16 protein-coding genes and 1 tRNA gene are annotated in these 17,974 nt (G+C 27.4%); 1 reads left to right on the top strand and 16 read right to left on the bottom strand.

All coding sequences use genetic code 11. From position 1 onward, the window contains the following. Positions 1 to 161: 161 nt before the first annotated feature. Positions 162 to 1,136, bottom strand: a complete 975-nt coding sequence (locus tag T352_RS0100320) for a GMP reductase (protein ID WP_026391257.1) — start codon at positions 1,134 to 1,136, stop codon at positions 162 to 164. A 72-nt stretch (positions 1,137 to 1,208) separates the two neighbouring features. Next, the gene (locus T352_RS0100315) at positions 1,209 to 1,520 is read right to left on the bottom strand and encodes a hypothetical protein (protein WP_026391256.1); all 312 of its coding nucleotides are present in this window, start codon (positions 1,518 to 1,520) and stop codon (positions 1,209 to 1,211) included. Positions 1,521 to 1,780: 260 nt separating this feature from the next. Between T352_RS0100315 and T352_RS0100310 the strand changes: the two genes are divergently transcribed. Beyond that, positions 1,781 to 1,996, top strand: coding sequence for a hypothetical protein (locus T352_RS0100310; RefSeq protein WP_026391255.1), 216 nt, complete (start codon positions 1,781 to 1,783; stop codon positions 1,994 to 1,996). Between the two features lie 306 nt (positions 1,997 to 2,302). Here T352_RS0100310 and T352_RS0100305 read toward each other — a convergent pair whose 3' ends face one another. The 14 genes from T352_RS0100305 to mutM all read right to left on the bottom strand — a co-directional run bounded on the left by T352_RS0100305 (position 2,303) and on the right by mutM (position 17,946). Further along, entirely contained in the window at positions 2,303 to 3,901 is a 1,599-nt protein-coding gene (locus T352_RS0100305; RefSeq protein ID WP_026391254.1) for an ABC transporter ATP-binding protein, read from the bottom strand. 3 nt (positions 3,902 to 3,904) lie between these two features. Then, positions 3,905 to 5,689, bottom strand: a complete 1,785-nt coding sequence (locus T352_RS0100300) for an ABC transporter permease (RefSeq protein ID WP_026391253.1) — start codon at positions 5,687 to 5,689, stop codon at positions 3,905 to 3,907. 69 nt (positions 5,690 to 5,758) lie between these two features. Beyond that, positions 5,759 to 7,120 carry an outer membrane protein assembly factor BamD gene (locus tag T352_RS0100295; RefSeq protein WP_026391252.1) on the bottom strand — a complete coding sequence of 454 codons (1,362 nt, stop codon included), beginning with the start codon at positions 7,118 to 7,120 and terminating at the stop codon, positions 5,759 to 5,761. Positions 7,121 to 7,367: 247 nt separating this feature from the next. Next, entirely contained in the window at positions 7,368 to 8,654 is a 1,287-nt protein-coding gene (locus T352_RS0100290) for an ArsB/NhaD family transporter (RefSeq protein ID WP_162151047.1), read from the bottom strand. 97 nt (positions 8,655 to 8,751) lie between these two features. Continuing rightward, positions 8,752 to 8,826, bottom strand: a tRNA-Val gene (locus T352_RS0100285). Between the two features lie 43 nt (positions 8,827 to 8,869). Then, entirely contained in the window at positions 8,870 to 9,841 is a 972-nt protein-coding gene (locus tag T352_RS0100280; protein WP_035344677.1) for an NAD(P)/FAD-dependent oxidoreductase, read from the bottom strand. Positions 9,842 to 9,909: 68 nt separating this feature from the next. Next, positions 9,910 to 10,638: a hypothetical protein gene (locus tag T352_RS0100275; RefSeq protein WP_162151046.1), complete on the bottom strand. Its 729-nt coding sequence runs from the start codon at positions 10,636 to 10,638 to the stop codon at positions 9,910 to 9,912. Further along, positions 10,631 to 11,320: an ABC transporter ATP-binding protein gene (locus tag T352_RS0100270; protein ID WP_026391248.1), complete on the bottom strand. Its 690-nt coding sequence runs from the start codon at positions 11,318 to 11,320 to the stop codon at positions 10,631 to 10,633. Before T352_RS0100270 ends, T352_RS0100275 begins: the two co-directional genes overlap by 8 nt. Beyond that, a complete protein-coding gene (locus T352_RS05915) occupies positions 11,317 to 12,327 on the bottom strand; it encodes a P-loop NTPase (RefSeq protein ID WP_162151045.1) in 1,011 nt (336 codons plus the stop codon). Before T352_RS05915 ends, T352_RS0100270 begins: the two co-directional genes overlap by 4 nt. A 64-nt stretch (positions 12,328 to 12,391) precedes the next feature. Then, complete coding sequence (gene thrS, locus T352_RS0100260; protein WP_026391247.1) at positions 12,392 to 14,314, bottom strand: threonine--tRNA ligase; 1,923 nt, start codon at positions 14,312 to 14,314, stop codon at positions 12,392 to 12,394. A gap of 266 nt (positions 14,315 to 14,580) precedes the next feature. Then, the gene (dnaI, locus tag T352_RS0100255) at positions 14,581 to 15,387 is read right to left on the bottom strand and encodes a primosomal protein DnaI (protein WP_026391246.1); all 807 of its coding nucleotides are present in this window, start codon (positions 15,385 to 15,387) and stop codon (positions 14,581 to 14,583) included. A gap of 1 nt (position 15,388) precedes the next feature. Beyond that, on the bottom strand, positions 15,389 to 16,561 hold the full coding sequence (locus T352_RS0100250; RefSeq protein ID WP_162151044.1) for a DnaD domain protein: 1,173 nt from the start codon (positions 16,559 to 16,561) through the stop codon (positions 15,389 to 15,391). Continuing rightward, entirely contained in the window at positions 16,536 to 17,159 is a 624-nt protein-coding gene (gene coaE / locus T352_RS05910; RefSeq protein ID WP_051615612.1) for a dephospho-CoA kinase, read from the bottom strand. Before coaE ends, T352_RS0100250 begins: the two co-directional genes overlap by 26 nt. Further along, positions 17,134 to 17,946 (bottom strand): DNA-formamidopyrimidine glycosylase, encoded by an 813-nt coding sequence (gene mutM / locus T352_RS0100240; protein WP_026391244.1) that lies wholly within the window; start codon positions 17,944 to 17,946, stop codon positions 17,134 to 17,136. Before mutM ends, coaE begins: the two co-directional genes overlap by 26 nt. Positions 17,947 to 17,974 lie beyond the last annotated feature (28 nt).

The following is a 17,974-nucleotide window of genomic DNA, read 5'->3' as shown; positions in this document are numbered from 1 at the left end:
TATAATATTTTAATTATTTTCTTATATTTTTGTTTAGTATTACTATACCAAAAGTTAACCTATAATAAACCGAACATAGATATTATATACTTTTTTTTTTAACTTGTCAACATTTTTAATTATTTTTAAAAATAAAATAGGAGAGCAAACTCTCCTATTAATTAATAATCTCCGTTGAAGATTGAATTTTTTAAAATAACGAAATCTACTTCTCTTAATGAACTTAAATCTTTACCACCCGAATAGGAAATTGAAGATTGTAAATCTTGTTGCATCTCATTTAAAGTATTAATAATACTTCCTTTATATGGCACTAAAATTTCTTTTCCTTCAATATTTTTCATTTCACCTTTTTGGTTATATGAGGCACTACCATAGTATGATTTAAATTTATTACCATCTATTTCAATTAGTTGTCCTGGTGATTCTTCATGTCCAGCAAATAATGATCCAATCATAATCATTGTTGCTCCAAACTTAATTGATTTTGCTAAGTCACCATGGTTTCTAATCCCACCATCAGCAATCAACGGTTTTTTAGCAACTTTACTAATTCTTTCTAAAGCAGCTAATTGCCATCCACCTGTACCAAATCCAGTTTTCAGTTTAGTAATACATACTTTACCTGGTCCAATTCCAACTTTTGTTGCATCTGCTCCAGCATTTTCTAAATCTATTACTGCTTCAGGAGTTCCAATATTTCCAGCAATAACAAATGAATCATTCAAATGCTTTTTAATATGTTTAATCATATTAATAACATTATCAGAATGACCATGTGCAATATCAATTGTAATATAATCAGGAACTAAATTTAGTTCTTTTAACTCAATTACAAAATCATATTCATAGTCTTTAACACCAATACTTATTGAAGAAAATAAGTTTTTTTCTTTCATTTTCTTAATAAATGGTATTCTTGATTCTTCATCAAAGCGGTGCATAATATAAAAATATCCATTTTCTGCTAAGTAAATTGCCAAATCCTCATTTATTACTGTTTCCATATTTGCTAAAACAGTTGGCATTTTAAAACTATGTTTACCAAACTTAACGCTTGTATCACATTCTTTTCTACTATTCACGATACATTTTCTTGGTAGTAACTGTATATCTTCATAATCAAATACTTTCAATTTATTGTCTCCTTAAAATAATATTTTAATACCTTATTTATTATATCATAAATAATAATTTAGGTTAGTATATTATAAATGTAAATGCTTATATAATTTTGTTATGAAACTTTCTGTTAAATCGATAAAATTGCTTGTATCACAACAAAAATCATTAAATCCTAAAATATAATCAAATAAATTTCTAAAGTGATCAATTGTTCCGACATAGTCATTAAAGGTTATACGATATTTATTTCCAACTGAATTATCAATAATAATTGCTTCTTTTCTAAATGTTAGTTTAAACTTTTTTTCAGTAAGCATCTCTTCTTTAATAATTTTTTCACCATATATTTTATTATATGCAAGTTTAACAACTTCACTTAATTCTACTAATTTCATAAATAACACCTCTATCTAAAATATATCATAGATAGAGGTGTTTAATATTTTTAATACTTCTTATTCGGTAATTTCTATATTATAATTTCATTTGCCCACTTAAATCCTTGTTTTGCTAGAATTACAGCAATAATTTCATTAATAATTGCAGGTTATGCGATTGTTTATTGAATAATTGATGCTGCCTAGTATCAACACCTTGAAGCATTGAAACCGCAATTTAAGTAAATACTAATGATGTTCCTTAGTGTGGTTTTAAAGTGAAACCTAAATATTTTCTAATGTTAGGTTCAGCTTTTGAGAGAGTACCAGCAATAAATGATTCACCTATTTTACCAATACTTCTTGCTACTATATATACTACTGTAAATAGTCTTTATTGTTTGAAATATATTGCTTCATATAATATCTTTAAAACAATGTTTAAGTCAATATTATCACTTAACTTACAAATCTTAAATATTAAGTCTCTATAGATTTTTTCATATAACTGAATTGTTATATTTTCTTTGTTAGTTAAATATTTATAGATTGTTATTTTTGAAATACTTAGATTACTAGAAAGATCATCTATAGTATACTTTAAGCCATCCTTTTTAAGGAGAAAGATTGCTTATCAATTATTTTATCTTGCAAATTATACCACCTTTGGAAACTTTAATATTTCTTTTAGTTTCCTTAAAGTATTAATACTAACTAGTAAACTTTTCAAGAAATGTGTTATATTTACATTATTTATATTATAAAACAAAAAAATAAGCAGTATATAACTGCTTACTTAGTTAAATTTTGATTGATCCTTGTGTAATTAATTTACCTGACTCTTTATCAAAGATTAAAAGTTGATTTGTATTAAATTTAAAGTTAACTTTCTCATCAATCTTGTAAGGTAGAACTCCAAATACTACACCTGTTAATAAAAAGTTATCATATCTAAGCTTAATTGTTGTTTCCATTCCAGCTGGCATTAAACTATATACAGTCCCACTAATTGTTTCTTTATCATCTTTTACAAATGAAATATGTTCAGGTCTTATTGCAACTACAAATTCTGTGTTTTCTTCTAATTCTATTTCATCATCAACACGTGATATATTATATTTAAATTTATAGTCTTTGTTTATTTTTTCAACTTTATAATTTGCTTCTTCTTTATGACGCATTTCTTTAAGTTTTTCTTCTAAATTTAGTTTTTCATTTGGAATAAACTTTATTTTTTCTTTACCAAAAATTTTCAACTCAAAAGTCCCATCTTTTGATAAAGATCCATTAGCTTCAATAAAATTGATTGAAGGATTACCGATAAAGTCTGCTACAAATAAATTATTAGGTTTACTATAAACTGTAAGCGGTGGTTCATATTGTTGAAGAAGTCCATTATCAATTAAACAAATATTATTAGCTAACGTCATCGCTTCTAGTTGGTCATGAGTTACATAAACAATTGTTGAATTGGTATCAATATGAAGTCTTTGTAGTTCAGAACGCATTTCTAATCTTAATTTTGCGTCTAAGTTTGAAAGTGGCTCATCCATTAATAAAACAAGTGGTTCTGGAGCTAGAGTTCTTGCAATTGCGACTCTTTGTTGTTGCCCACCTGATAACTCTGATGGATAACGATCCATATATTCACCAATTTTTACAATTCTACTTACTCTTCTAACTTTTAGATCAATTTCTTCTTTTGTTAATCTTCTAACAGTTTTTACTGGAACATTATTTTCAGTAAACTCAAAGTTTTCATTAATTTCTTTATTTGCTTCTTGATATTTATTTAATATTACTTTCTTTTCTTCTTGATATTTTTCCTTTAATGGAGTTAAGTCAACTAATTTATCATCAGCAAAAGGTTTTAATTGTAAAATTTCTTTTGCTGTATAAATTGTCAAATCAAACTTATCAATTAATTTATTGATTAATATTGTCTCATTTACTTCTTTGTTTTTATCAAGTGCATCTAAGTATACAGTTAATAGATCTTTATCATTTGCTAAAACATCAAGTATTTTTGATACTTTCATTAAATCAAAAGCATAGTTTTTCATTTCTTCTTTAATGTTTTTTAGTCCAAATGAAATATTATTATAAACTGTCATGTTTGGCCATAGGGCATAATTTTGGAATAAGAATCCAACTTTTCTCTTGTTAGCCGGAATGTTTATTCCTTTTTCACTATCAAAAACAGTTAATCCATCGATTTCAATTCTTCCAGTTGTAGGTGTTTCAAGCCCTGCAATCATTCTAAGAGTTGTTGTTTTACCGCAACCAGATGGACCAAGTAAAGTAACAAATGATTTATTTTCAATGGTTAAATTTAAATTGTCAACTGCATAGTAGTCACCATATCTTTTTGTTATATTAGTTAATACAATTTCTGGCATATTTTATCCTCCGATTCCTTTATCTAAACTTGCACCTGTTAAGGTTTCAATAACTTTGTTAATGATTAAAATAAAGACAATTAAGATTAAGTTAATTCCACTAGAGAAAGCATATAATCCCATCTCATCATAATAATCAAGTAAAGTTGTTACAATCATTGCTTGTGGTACTAATAGCATAAATAGGGTTAACTCTCTTAATGCCGTCATAAATGGCAAGAGATATCCGCTTAATATCGCTGTTTTTTGAATTGGTATAACAATCCTAAACATTCTTTTGTACCAAGGAATATTTTGAATATATGCCGCTTCTTCAATTTCAGAACTTAATTGCATCATTGCACCAAGTGAACTTCTACTTGCAAATGGAACATATTTAATTGTCCCAACAATAATTAAAATTGTATAAGTTCCCCAAAGTCCTATCATGTTACCAAATACAAAGTATGCAGCACCTACTGATAGTGAAGGTAATAAATATGGTAAAAACGAAATTGCATTTACATAACCTGCATATTTACTTCTTCGCTTCTTACTTACTGCATATCCAACTAATAGACCAATTGTCCCTGCAAAAAAGGCACTAAATAAAGCAACTCTAATTGATCCAATAAATCCTCCCCAGATTTCACGGTTATAAAGCATTCCCGCTTGACCATACATTCCTTGTTCGCCACCACCGGTTTTAGTAATCCACCACTTTAAGGTAAATTGACTATAATCTCCTGGGTTTTGCAAGAATGTTTCAACTGCAAAGGCAATAATTGGGTAAATACTTGTAAACAAAGTAAGTACAATTAATACACTAGGTATTGTATACATACTAATTTTACCTAGTCTAACTTTTGTTACTTGACCTGATTTACCGGTTACAGTTGTATATGATTTTCTACTACTTGTTGCTCTTTGGTTTACTGTTAAGATTGTAATACCAATTAAAATCATAATAACTGATAAAATACTTGCTGATCCTGGTCTTTGAGCCGCTATTTCAACATATCTTGTTGAAAGTGTTGATAATTTCAAGTAATGTGGTACTGGATAACTTCCCATTGAACTACTAAAAACTAATAAGATTGTTGATAATATTGCTGGTAAGACCATTGGTAATGTGACTCTAAAAAATATCTTATGTTTTGGTGTATTTAGAATTGTTGCTGCTTCTTCTAAGTTAGCATCCATATTTTTAAATACTCCACCAATTAATATATATGCAAAAGGTGCATAATGTAATCCAAGTACGATTGCACTTGGAAACAGTCCTGTCGTAACCCATAGAGGTGCTCTTATCCCAAATAAACTTGCTAATACCCCATCTGACCCACCTGTTACTAAATTACTATTAAATAAATTTCTCCAAACCATTGCCATTGTCCATTGTGGCATGATGTATGTGAAAATAAATACAGCACCAATAAACTTTTTAAACTTCATGTTAGTTCTTGTAATTAAGTATGCTACAATTCCCCCGTAAACTAATGCAATTATCGTTGATAAAATACTTAAATACATTGTGTTCATAAATGGTTCACGAAGGTTTCTTTTACTTAAATTACCAAATAAGAGATCTTTATAGTTGGATAATGAATATCCACCAGTCTTACCTGATATCACTGTTTCAACTGTCCCAACATGGATTTTAAAGGTATCAAATAATATTGTTACCAGTGGTGCTAATGTGAAAATAGATAATAAAATACCTAAAACCACTAAGATTGCATTTTCCGGTTTTGAGAAATATGTTTTTATTTTGTTTCTATATAGACTAAAATTTTTATTTTGTTCCATTTTCTCACCTTCACTATGATTAAGGGGCGAGTATTATACGCCCCTTAAATGTTTATATAATACTATTTATTATAATAAATCGATCCAGTCACCAACGATATGACTTACACTTGCTACATATGTAGGATCTTCAATTACTAATCTACCTTTACCTGCTGTATCACCTGACCACCATTCATATCCACGATCATTTAATGCTGGGAATAAGATTGGCTTATTTTTATCTCTATCTTCATGGCCATCATATAAGTGAACTTGATTTGCTTTATCATCTGAAGCATATCCACCAATATCTTTACCCCAAGGTGAGAAACCATCTTGTGTAGTTGTCATAAAATGAATAAATGCAACTGATGTCCATGGGAATGGTGAAGTTTTTAAAACTTGTAAGTAGTGTTTATACATAAATCCACCAATACCAACATAACCTTCTTGATATGCTGCAACTGTTACGTTATTCTTTGAAACTTCAGGTGTTTCATTAACACTTCTTAATTTTGAATACACGATTAAACCTGATTCACCAACTGATGATGATTTTGCTAATTCACCCATAATTGGACCATCATCTGTTTGTTGATTAAATTGTTTTACCCATAATTTAATCCAAGCTAATGAATATTTAGCATTTGCATGTGTTAAACCTAAATCTTTAGCATCTTGTTCAACTTCTTTGATTGTTTTATCAAAATAAGTTTTTTCTGTTGCTGTTAATGCATCATATGCTTCTTTCATAATATTTGAATTTTTTTCATTTGTTAACATGTATAAGAAGTTTTTACCAACTGGTTCACTATCTAATCCCATGAACATTGGTCTTTCCCCTTCAGCTACAAATTGCCAAACGTTTTTAATCGATTTCCCGCCTAAATTATTATACATAAATACTTTATTTAATGATTGTAAAGCAAATGGTTCACCATTAGTTGCTTTATCTCCACCCCATTCTTTTGGTATATAATTAAGGAGATAACCTGTATCAAGCATTTTACTCTTAATTTGATTACCATCTTGAATTAATGTCATAGAAATTAGAGGTTTTGATGAATTAACGTCTGAACTAATTTGTGCAAAAATACGATTGTTTTTTGGCTGTGTCCAGTCAATTTTTCCGTTAAAATCTTCCTTATATTGTGGAAACTCTTCTCTAATCTTTGCATCTGCTACATAAGTACCAGTTGCTGAATCAAACTTCTTTCCTTGTAAGTATGCAAGAAAATACTCTTGTGCAGTTTTACCACGACTTGAATTACCAACAGCCGTCATAGTTTTACCATCAAGTTCTTCTATTGCTTTTGCATACAATTCATTTCTGTCCATTTTTTGAGCTTGCTCAATAATTTTTTGGACTTCCCCTGTATCTTTTGGTTTACAGGATACTAAAGTAACTGTAACCATCACCATGATAAATAACAAAATAATTGATTTTATTTTTTTTATTCATATTTTTCCTCCTATGTTTTATTTATCTATTTTTAATATAACATAGAAACCGTTTACATTCAAGTGCAATATGTGAAATTGTGATATTTTTTAACTTAAAAGATTAGTAAAAGAATTAATTATAAATAGTATGATTAATTAGAGATTATATCCATTTATTGCAATTTTTATTAAATAATAAAAAAAGATGTATTTTACTTACTGTTTAATAAAATACATCTACTATTTAATTTTTTCAAAGTACAATTTTTAATGTAACTAATGCAAAAAATAATGTAACTAATGCAACAATACTTCCTCTTATAATAAATTCTTTAAACTTTAAATTTATTTCCTCCTTCTTTAGAGTCTCTAGCCACATTAATCCAGCTAAAGAACCAAGTGGAGTAAACAAAGCAGAGAGATTTGATCCTATGATACTTGCATATATTGCTTGTTTTTGAATAAGAATACTTGTATTACTAATAACACTTCCATAAAAAATACTCATTGGAATATTATTCATTAAATTACCCATAAGTGCACTAGAAAAACCATAAACAAATATTGGATTTTTAGTTCCTAACATTTTGCTGAAAATTGAGGTTATTCCATTATTGTCTAGACTAATTATTATAATAAACATACTAATCAAAAAGGGTATAAAGTTCCAAGGAGCTCTTTTAATACTTTTATTAAAACCAATTCTTGAATTTATATTTAAATTAGATAAAATAGATAAAACTATTAAAAAGAACAAAGTAATAACCCACATTTCTATTTTTAAGTAGTTACTAATAGTCAAAAATATTAAAGCACCAAACAATGTAACTAAACCAAGAATTAAACTATATCTTTCTACTTTTAATTCACTTGTTTCAATGTGTTCTATTTTTGTATTCAACTCTTTTCTAAACATAATTGATAATACTGTTAGCGATGATATTAAAGTTGCAATAGTTGGTAAAATCATTACTTTAAAGTATGAAATAAAGCTTATATTATTAATACTTGATAAATACATATTAGTTGGATTTCCTATTATTAATAAAATGCTTAGTGTATTTGCTGCTATAAATTCTGCAAATAAAAAAGGAATCGGATTGATCTTAGCATTTTTACTAAAATATATTATAAAAAAAGTTAAAGTTAAAATAATTACGTCATTGGAAGTAAATACAGTAAGAATAGCAACAATCGAATAAAGCCCGAAAAACAATTGCCATTTTGATCTGTTAAACTTTTTAATTACGATATTTGCCAAATATTTAAAAAAACCTATCTCATCTAAATATAGTGATAAGACTGCCATACAAATAAAAATTACTATTAATTTAGTTGGATTCATACTACTTTCATTAACTAAACTACTAAAAATTTGATTAAAAGTTATTTGTTTAAATATTAGTGAAAGTATGGCTCCGATTATAGCTATAATCCAATAAGAACTAAACTCATATTTACTTATTTTAATTTTAGGATAGAAGAAAAAACTTAAGATGATCAATAAACTTGTTATTAAAAAAATTATAAATGCAATCACATATACCACTCCATATTCTCTTAGTAATTATCTCATATTTATAAGATTTTTACTACAAAAAAAAGACTACAATTTTGTAGTCTCTTAACCTTTTAAATGGTGGGACTAGTAGGGATTGAACCTACGACTTCTTGCACGTCAAGCAAGCGCTCTCCCGCTGAGCTATAGTCCCTTATGAATATTATACATAAAATGTATGAATATTCAAATATATTTTATTCTTTTATTAACATTGATGAGTATAAGTTATTAGTTTTACGATCTGGATATAATTCATTAGTGATTGCTCCAATTGCAGTTCCTATTTCACCCATACCTGTTACTATCATTTTTAGTTTACCTGGATAGCTTACAGCATTACCTGCTGCATAAATACCTTCTAGGTTTGTTTGCATTAATGTATTAACGATAATCCCATTTTTATCAGTATTAATATTCCAAACATTAGCATTTGATTTAGTGTTATTTACACCATAAAAAACTAATAAATAATCTGTCTTAATACTTTTAATACTCTTGTCATTTACGTTTTCTAATACTACTTCACTTACTTTAGCATCACCAATAATATCTTTAACTACATAAGGCGTTAAAATATTAACACTACCTTCTATTTCATTAATAGTTGCTTGATGTGCTCTAAATTTATCTCTTCTGTGAACTAATGTAATATTTTTCGCAATATCTTTTAGATCTAAAGCCCAGTCAGCTGCACTATCACCGCCACCAAGAATTAAAACATCTTTATCCCTAAACATTTCTTTATTTGTTACTGAATATAAAATATTATCTTGAAGTAATTCATTATCTAATTCAAGTGGTTTTGGTTTAAACTTACCACCACCATCAGTAATTAGTATTTTCTTTGTTAAATAACTTCCAGAACTTGTATTTACAATATAATGATTTTCTTTTTTTATTATTTCATAAACTTCAGTGTTTAGATGCAATGGAAAATTATCTTCATATCTTTTATATTGTAGATATAAATTATTTATTAAATCTTTTCCTGTTAAAACTTGAAATCCTGGAACATCATAAATCTTTTTTTCACTATAAAGAGTTATTACTTGTCCGCCATATGTATAAGAAGACTCAAGTATTCTCCCATTTAAATCTCTAAGCCCTGCTGTATAACCTGCATATAAACCCATTGGTCCTGCACCAATGATTATTAATTCATCCATCAAATCATTCCTTTTTTGTAAAATTACCTATATTATTTTATCTTAAAAAGAGTATTTTTACAAGATTATCACTCAAGGTTTAATTTATTCTTAATTAAGTAATTAACCCCTAAATAATATAATAGAGTAAGTACTAAATAAAAACCTGAGATTATTAAAAAAATTATCGTATCTCCTGATACTGAAAAATCAATACTTCTTACACCAAAAAATAAGATAGCAACTAAAATTCCACCTAAAAATTGATTGATCGCATATAGGATAATTCCAGAAATAACTGTAGATGATATTTTATTGTTTCTACTAAAGCCGTAACTAAGAATTAATAAAGCAAAATAAGTAAAGGTTAGAGTAAGGCTTAAGAATAATAATAAATAGATTGGTATTTTACTAAAATCAAGAATTTGATTATCTATAAATACATTGCTGTAGAGAAGAAAAACTACTAAAATTACAAAAAAATCATAAACTAAATAAATAATAGCATTAAGTGTAATTGAATTTATAATACTACTTGGTTTAAGTGGCAAAGTATTTGTAAGATAGCCTTGATCACTTAATACTTTTTGATAAAAAAGTCTAATTGATAAAAAGACTGTAAATATTACAAGAATTATTATTGTAATGATAAAGATTGCTTGTAAGAATCCTGTTATAGTTCTAAAAACAAGACTATTACTGGATTTGGCAATTTCATTTAGTATCTTAAGCATAAACATATTAACAAATATTACTACAGTTAGTAAGATGTGAATTTTTATGAAGGATTTTAAGTGATATTTCAATAACTTAAACATGTCTAAACTCCCTTCTAAACCATTCATCAAGTGACTCATAGTCTTTTAAAAGATTTAATTTATCGCCATTATAGATTATGTTTCCTTCTTTAATTATTATAACTTCATTTAAATAACTCTCAATATCAGAGATTAAATGAGTGGAAATAATAAGGGTTGAATTTATACTTAAATTATTTAGGACAGTTTCTAGTATATAATCTCTTGTTGCTGGATCAACTCCTGCTATTGGTTCATCAAGGATATAATATCTTGCATCTCTACTAACTACTAAAATAAGTTGAACTTTTTCTTTATTACCTTTAGATAAGGTTTTAATTTTTTTATTTGGATCAATCTTTAGATCCTCTACTAATTTATAAGCTCTAACTTGGCTAAAGTCTTTATAAAAGTCTTTAAAAAAACTTATTGTTTCAGAAACTGTTAAATTATTATCTAAGTAAGTTCTCTCTGGTAAATAAGAAATTATCTCTTTACTAGAAACTCCAATCTCAAAACCATCGATTAAAACTATACCTGAGTCTTCTTTTAAAAGACCATTTAAAATTTTAATTAAAGTTGATTTTCCACTACCATTTGGTCCTAATAAACCAATAATTCTATTTTCCCCAATTTCTAAATTGATGTTATTTAAAGCTTTGACTGTGCCATAACTTTTTGATAAATTAGAAATTTTTATCATTTTTTTATCCTTTCTAAATAATTTGCAGCAATTTGCATAAAGATTTTCCCCTGAATTGTTGTCATGTCAAATAGGATTGTATTTTCTGTTATCGTAGTTAGTGGAATTTTACCTATAATATCTACTCCTATTTTTTCAGCAACTAACTCCGCTCCCCCAGTACCAAATATATATTCTTTTTCTTTACTACATGCATTATAGTAAAAACTCATGTTTTCTATTACACCTATTATATTGTGGCCAATTTCTTTTGAGCCAAGACCCGCTTTAACGGCAATATTACTTGCTGGTATATTAGGTGTTGTTACAATAATCATATCACTTTTAGGAAGTAATTCTCTAACATCAATTGCAATATCACCAGTTCCTGGTGGCATATCAATTAAAACTATTTCTGTATCTTCATGAAAAGCTACTGATTCAAAAAACATTTTTGTCATTTGACTAGCAATTGGTGCTCTCCACATTAAAGGTTTATCTCTTGGAACAAAAAATTCTGTTGATATAATTTGAATTCCTTCAAAATTTGCAGGAATTATTTTACCTTCATCATCTAAGTCAAGTGGCTTAATTTTCATATCTAAGACAAAAGGAATGCTAGCGCCATAAATATCAACATCAATAATACCTACTTTTTTTCCTAATCTCTTAAATGCATAAGCTAAATTTGCGGTAACACTTGATTTACCAACACCACCTTTGCCACTTGCAATTGCTAAATATTTAATTTTTGAAGAATCATTTGAAACAACTACTTCTTCTTTTATTGATAAATCCTTAGTAATATCAATCTTTACTCCTGGATATGCTAAATCTATTTTAATAATTGTTGCTACTTGGCGTTTAATATCTTCTAAATGATTAAGTGATGGTAATTTGATTACTACATCAACTACTTTATTAGTTAAAATATTTAAAGACTTAATAGCATCAAGTTCTTCTAGTGTTTTATTAGTATCAGGTTCAATTATCTTACCTAATAATTTTATTATTTCAATTTTAGTCATAAGACCACCTCTTTTATCTATTATATCAAAAAAAATGCATGAAAAACATGCATTCTTTCTTTAATTATTTAATTAATTCTTTTTCAATCATATTAACAAAGTCAATAAACTTAACTGTTGTTTGTTCTGTGCTTCCATATTTACGGTATGTAACTAATTCATTATCTCTTTCGTTATCACCTAAAACTAATTGATATGGAATCTTTTGAGTTTGAGCTTCTCTAATCTTATAACCTAATTTTTCTTCACGGTAATCCGCTTCTACTCTAAATCCTAGATTGATTAATTTATCAGTTAATTCCTTAGCATAATCTAAATGGTGATTATTATTAACTGGAATTACCTTAATTTGAACTGGTGATAACCAAAATGGAAATGCACCTTTATATACTTCAATTAAGTATGAAACAAATCTTTCCATTGTTGATACTACACCACGGTGGATAACAACTGGTCTTTTATCATTTTTACCATCTTCACCAACATAAGTTAATTCAAATCTCTCTGGTAATAAGAAGTCTAATTGTACGGTTGATAATGTTTCTTCTGTACCCATTGCTGTTTTAACTTGAACGTCAATTTTTGGTCCGTAAAATGCTGCTTCTCCAATTGCTTCTTCATAATTTAACTCTAATTCATCCATAACATGTTTTAATGTGCTTTCTGCTTTATTCCACATTTCATTATCATCAAAGTATTTGTCAGTATTATTTGGATCACGGTAACTTAGTCTAAAGTAATAATCACTTATACCAAAGACTTTATATGTTTCAACAATCATATTCATAGTACGACTAATTTCTTCTTTAATTTGATCTGGTCTTACAAAAATATGAGCATCATTTAATGTCATTTCTCTTACTCTTTGAAGTCCTGACAATGCGCCTGATTTTTCATAACGGTGCATCATTCCAAGTTCTGCGATTCTAATTGGTAAATCACGGTAACTTCTAACTTCATCTTTAAAAATAATCATATGATGTGGACAGTTCATTGGTCTTAAAACTAGTTTTTCACCATCTGGCATATCAATTGGTGGAAACATTGTATCTTGGTAATGACCCCAGTGTCCAGATGTTATATATAATTCATGTTTTGCTAGTATTGGAGTATAAACATGATTATACCCTGCTCTTATTTCAACGTCTGTAATATATCTTTCAATAGTGCGTCTAATTGTTGCTCCTTTAGGTAACCATATAGGTAGACCTTGACCAACTTCGTTACTAATCATAAATAAGTTTAATTCTTTACCTAGTTTACGGTGATCTCTTTGTTTTCTTTCTTCTAGTATTTCTAGGTGTTCCTTTAATTCTTTAGCGCTAAAGAAACTTGTTCCATAAATTCTAGTTAACTGTTTGTTTTTTGAATCACCACGCCAATAAGCACCAGCCATATTTAAAAGTTTAAAATGTTTAATTTCTTTTGTATTAACTAAATGACCACCACGGCATAAATCAGTAAAATTTCCTTGTGTATATACAGTTAATAAATCATCTTTATATTGTTCAATGATTTCTAATTTATATTTATCATTTTTAAATATTTCCTTTGCTTCTTTATATGTTACATCTCTTCTTACAATTTCTTCACCAAGGTTTGCAAGTCTTAACATTTCTTTTTCAATTAAAGGTAACATTTGATCTGTTACCTCAACATCTTTAAAATCAACGTCATAGTAAAAACCTTCTTTAATGTAAGGTCCAACCCCAAAATTAGCACCCGGATAAAGATTAGTGATAGCCTCAGCCATTAAATGACTTGTACTATGATTTAAAACATCTAGCGCTTCTTTATCATTTTTTGTTAGTAATCTAATTTTTCCATCAGCCTGTAACTTTCTATTAAGTTCAACATATTCATCATTGAAAATTGCAGCTTTAACCATTTTTGATAGACCTTCACTAATGCTTTTAGCAATCTCAAATGGTGTTATATTTAATTCATAATCTTTAATGCTTCCATCAGGTAATGTTATTTTAATCATATTTATTTCCTTCTTTCTTATAAATAAAAAAATCCCTAGATATATTAATATCTAAGGACGTAAATTTACGCGGTACCACCTTAGTTCTAGTTTCCTAGCACTCATTTGATCTTTAACGGAATTACCCGGGCAATGCCAACTCCAAGGTAGTAATTAATTTATGTTCGTAGCTTTCACTAACCTACGTCGCTAATTTCTAAATTAATCGTGTCCTCTTCTTCGTTATTAAATAAATTATATCACAATTTTAATTGTAGTCAATTATTTTATTTATATTGTTTGTCGTCTAATTTAATGTATGTTGTTAATTCTCTAATTCGCTGAATTACTCTTACTGCTTTAACAAAATCGTGTTCGGTTTTTGAACCTTGACTTAGACTCTGTGTTAAATTATTATAATCTAAATTGGATGAGAAAAATGTAGTAAGTTTTGCTGATAATCGGTACTGCAAGATTGGAAGTAAAATCTCATCTCTAAACCATGCAGTAATATTTTCCCCACCAATATCATCAATCATTAAAACTTCAGTTTGTTTTAATAAATTAATTTTACTCTCCATAGTACCATCACTAATTCCTTGTTTAATTGTTCTTACTAAATCAGGCATAAATACTAATAAAACTTGACAATCATTTTTAGCTAAGTGATTAGCAATTGCTGATAATATATATGTCTTACCTGTACGATATTTCCCGTAAATATATAATCCTTTTTGATAAACATTTTCATCATAGTTTTTAACAAAATCTAAGGCGATTTTTTTTATTTTTTCACGTTCATCATTAAAAATTTCAAAGTTTTCGATATCTGCATCTTGAAGATAAATATCACTTTCAAAAACTAATAAATTATTTTTAAGTTTCGAGAGTTTTTCTTCTTCTAATCGTTCTTTTGTTGGGATATAAACAATTTCAATATAAGGATCTGTTTTTAAAATTGGTTTATAGCCATCTTTAATTTGATTTCTAATATTTAAATATCTATCAACTATCATTAAATCATTATCATCTAAAATTAAATCTTTTGTCTCTAAATCATTTTTTACTCTATCTCTTATATCTTTTAAGCTCATTTTATCCCTCCATCTCTTGTATTTCTTTTAAGTACTCATCTAACCATTCAGGTTTATTAACCTTCGGTTCATTACTATATGATTTCTTGTTTTTCCATTTCTTTTCAATTTGTTCTTGATGACTAATAGCATCACTAATACTTGACACACCACTGTTTTGCCATGACTTCCAAACCTTTAATATGTAATTAACGTGTGGTAGTTCACCATTTTTATTTTTCAAGATAAACATTATTAATATGTTTAAAACTCCTAAATCAATTTCTGTTTGATTAATAAAATCATTAATAGTTGATAGTGCCATTGCTTTTTGCTGATGATCACCAAGTACAAACTTTTGTACAATTGTATCAAGTGGTAATGTAGCAATCTTTTCTTCATCAGTTAACTTATTTTCTTCAACATAAATATCTTTATTTTGATTTGCATAATAAAGTTTTGCTCTAAAATTAATTGCTTCAATGTTTAAATCACTACCATTTTTAGCCGACTCCTTAAAGATTTCTATTAGATCACTAATGCTAAACTGATAGACATATGCAAGTTGAATAATTTTTTGTTTAAAGTTTTCATTAAATAAACTAGGTGTTTTAAGTGCTCTTGGTAATTTTTCTATTAACATATTATAGTCAATACTATTTCTAATTAATTTAGTATTATTGCCATTTCTTTCTTCTAATTTAAAATCAACTTTAAGTAGTTTCTTTACTCTAAAGCTATATAAGTCATCAAAAGTTTTACTAATATTTTCATAGCCATAAAAATCTAGTTCCTTTACTTTGAAGATTTCAAGTAATATTTTTAAATTTTTATCGCCAATTTCACTTTCTAAATATGTCCCTAAGAAGGTATCAATTAAAAACTTTTTAGCTGAATATGGTGGCTTTAATACATAAATATAATCAGTTTCATCTCTAACAAAGGTCTCAACTAAGCCAATAGCCTCTAGTTTTTCTGTTATACTAATAAAATTATCTTTTGTTAAATTAAGGATATCAAACAATGCTTGATGTTTTAATTCACTAATTGATTTTGATAAGTGGGTTAAGGTTACATATAAACTAAAACCATCAATCCCTATTAAAGGTTGATATAGTAGTGATAAAACACGAAAATCACTAAAACTTAAATCGGTTTTAGTTTGTAGTCTAAATTTGCTCCCCACTCTCATCATTCATTCCCCCATATAGTAATTCTAACTTTTCTAAATATTTATCCATTGAACTATTGTTAACTATTACATAGTCTGCTAACTTTTTCTTATCTTTTAAACTCATTTGATTATTAATTCTATTAAGCGCTTCTTCTTTCGTTAAGTTATCACGCTTCATAATTCTTTTTATTTGATTTTTCTTACTTGTATAAATTAAGATTGTTTTAGAAACATTTTTTTCATAATTAATTTCAAATAATAATGGCATATCTATAACTAAGTATTTTTCATTACTATTTAAATTTATAAATTCTAAAATACCATTAAGGACTAGTGGATGAATTAATGAATTAATATATGCCTTATCACTTATACTACTAAATATAATATTAGATAATTCTTTTTTTCCAGATATAGTTGATATATCAATATTATATTTATCTTTGATAGTTTTTTTTAATTCTAAATTACTTTCCCAAATATGTTTAACAAACAGATCTGAATCAAATACTTTGATATCTTTTTCTAGGAAAAAGTTAGTTGCTGTTGTCTTCCCACTACCAATACCACCAGTTAACCCATAGATAAATGGTTTATTTTTGGCATGTTTCACAGACATAAGTTCCTCTTCCCCCAACTTTTATTTTAATAATTGTATTTCCACAAACAGGACATGCTTCATTAACTTTAGTATGTACATTTAAATGATTTTGGAATTTTCCATGAATGTCAGTTGCTGAGAATGACTTAATGGTTGTTCCACCTAGTTTTATCGCTTTGTCTAAAACAAGCTTTGCGCTATTAGTTAGCGAGTTTGCTTCATCTAGGGTAATTTCTTTCGTGTTTCTTCTTGGGTCAATTTTACTTAAAAACAAGGTTTCATCAACATAGATATTACCAAGACCTGAAATAACTGTTTGGTCAAGTAGCGCTTGTTTAATTGTTGTATTTTTATTTTTTAATTTTAAAAATAATTCATTATCACTCATATTACTTGGTTCACTTCCAAGTTTAGCAAGTGGGTTAACTTTTAAATAATTATCTTTAGTTCTTATTTCCATTCTTCCAAATTTTCTTGTGTCATCATATCTAAGACTAGTATTATCTTCAAAGTAAAATATTATATGCTCATGTTTACTTAAAGGATACTTACTATCTCTAATATGATATTTACCTTCCATGCGAAGATGTGAAATTAAAACATGACTATCATTTAGTATAAAAACTAAATACTTACCATATCTTTCAACATCAATAATTTTATTATTTGTCATGATTTGTAAGAATTCATTAATATCTCCGTCTACTATTTTTTCATAGACTGGTAAAACTTCAATTATTTTTTTATCTAAGACTAGATTACGTAACTGTTTTCTAACCGTCTCAACTTCTGGTAGTTCTGGCATCTAATCACCTCTCAATTTATCTTATCAT

It is taken from the genome of Haploplasma modicum ATCC 29102 (assembly GCF_000687835.1).
Classification (GTDB): Bacteria; Bacillota_I; Bacilli_A; order Acholeplasmatales; family Acholeplasmataceae; genus Haploplasma; species Haploplasma modicum.
Note: the sequence above shows the minus strand (reverse complement) of the source record. Positions and strands in the feature narration are given on the sequence as shown.

What these genes read in the sequence shown, in the direction of transcription:
- T352_RS0100315 (WP_026391256.1), bottom strand. Translation starts at nt 1,520, where the DNA reads ATGAAATTAGTAGAATTAAGTGAAGTTGTTAAACTTGCATATAATAAA.
- T352_RS0100305 (WP_026391254.1), bottom strand. Translation starts at nt 3,901, where the DNA reads ATGCCAGAAATTGTATTAACTAATATAACAAAAAGATATGGTGACTAC.
- T352_RS0100300 (WP_026391253.1), bottom strand. Translation starts at nt 5,689, where the DNA reads ATGGAACAAAATAAAAATTTTAGTCTATATAGAAACAAAATAAAAACA.
- T352_RS0100280 (WP_035344677.1), bottom strand. Translation starts at nt 9,841, where the DNA reads ATGGATGAATTAATAATCATTGGTGCAGGACCAATGGGTTTATATGCA.
- T352_RS0100275 (WP_162151046.1), bottom strand. Translation starts at nt 10,638, where the DNA reads ATGTTTAAGTTATTGAAATATCACTTAAAATCCTTCATAAAAATTCAC.
- T352_RS0100270 (WP_026391248.1), bottom strand. Translation starts at nt 11,320, where the DNA reads ATGATAAAAATTTCTAATTTATCAAAAAGTTATGGCACAGTCAAAGCT.
- T352_RS05915 (WP_162151045.1), bottom strand. Translation starts at nt 12,327, where the DNA reads ATGACTAAAATTGAAATAATAAAATTATTAGGTAAGATAATTGAACCT.
- thrS (WP_026391247.1), bottom strand. Translation starts at nt 14,314, where the DNA reads ATGATTAAAATAACATTACCTGATGGAAGCATTAAAGATTATGAATTA.
- dnaI (WP_026391246.1), bottom strand. Translation starts at nt 15,387, where the DNA reads ATGAGCTTAAAAGATATAAGAGATAGAGTAAAAAATGATTTAGAGACA.
- T352_RS0100250 (WP_162151044.1), bottom strand. Translation starts at nt 16,561, where the DNA reads ATGATGAGAGTGGGGAGCAAATTTAGACTACAAACTAAAACCGATTTA.
- coaE (WP_051615612.1), bottom strand. Translation starts at nt 17,159, where the DNA reads ATGTCTGTGAAACATGCCAAAAATAAACCATTTATCTATGGGTTAACT.
- mutM (WP_026391244.1), bottom strand. Translation starts at nt 17,946, where the DNA reads ATGCCAGAACTACCAGAAGTTGAGACGGTTAGAAAACAGTTACGTAAT.